The organism is Pseudoalteromonas sp. McH1-42 (genome assembly GCF_022347845.1).
GTDB lineage: Bacteria > Pseudomonadota > Gammaproteobacteria > Enterobacterales > Alteromonadaceae > Pseudoalteromonas > Pseudoalteromonas rubra_D.
The window spans coordinates 1-1,151 of the sequence record NZ_JAKRFU010000076.1 but is presented as its reverse complement, the minus strand read 5'-3'; the positions used below and the strand labels follow the sequence as shown (position 1 = coordinate 1,151).

Here is a 1,151-nt window from a genome sequence, read left to right as displayed (position 1 = left end):
ACTGTACGGCCACCTTCACGGATCGCGAAACGTAGACCTTCGTCCATCGCGATTGGAACGATTAGCTCAACAGTCATCTTGATGTTGTCACCAGGCATTACCATTTCTACGCCTTCTGGAAGCTCAACGTTACCAGTTACGTCAGTTGTACGGAAGTAGAACTGTGGACGGTAGCCTTTGAAGAATGGAGTATGACGGCCACCTTCATCTTTAGACAGTACGTATACTTCTGAAGTGAACTTAGTGTGTGGGTTGATTGAACCAGGCTTACAAAGAACCTGACCACGCTCAACTTCATCACGCTTAGTACCACGTAGAAGAGCACCGATGTTCTCACCTGCACGACCTTCGTCAAGCAGCTTACGGAACATTTCAACACCTGTACAAGTTGTCTTCGTAGTTTCTTTGATACCTACGATTTCAACTTCGTCGTTCACGTTGATGATACCAGCTTCAACACGGCCAGTTACAACAGTACCACGACCCTGGATTGAGAATACGTCTTCGATAGGCATGATGAAAGGCTTATCGATGTCACGCTCTGGCTCTGGGATGTAAGAATCTAGTGCTTCTGCAAGCTCAACGATCTTGTCTTCCCACTCTTTCTCGCCTTCTAGCGCTTTAAGAGCAGAACCCTGGATTAGAGGCAGGTCATCACCTGGGAAGTCGTACTCAGAAAGAAGTTCACGAACTTCCATCTCTACTAGCTCTAGTAGCTCTTCGTCGTCAACCATGTCACATTTGTTCATGAATACGATGATGTAAGGTACACCAACCTGACGAGAAAGTAGGATGTGCTCACGTGTTTGAGGCATAGGACCGTCAGTTGCAGCAACTACCAGAATCGCGCCGTCCATCTGAGCAGCACCAGTGATCATGTTTTTAACGTAGTCAGCGTGTCCAGGACAGTCAACGTGCGCGTAGTGGCGAGTTGGAGTGTCATACTCAACGTGTGAAGTTGAGATTGTGATACCACGCTCACGCTCTTCTGGAGCGTTATCGATTGATGCGAAGTCTTTCGCTTCACCACCGTATACTTTTGCAAGTACGTTAGTGATTGCTGCAGTTAGGGTAGTTTTACCGTGGTCAACGTGGCCGATAGTACCAACGTTAACGTGCGGTTTCGAACGTTCAAACTTTTCTTTTGCCAT

Annotated in this window: 1 protein-coding gene; it reads right to left on the bottom strand. The window is 47.4% G+C overall.

Annotation, left to right across the window (positions count from 1 at the left end):
- On the bottom strand, positions 1–1,151 hold a 1,151-nt coding region (tuf, locus tag MHN31_RS24080), incomplete at its 3' end, for an elongation factor Tu (RefSeq protein WP_138538833.1).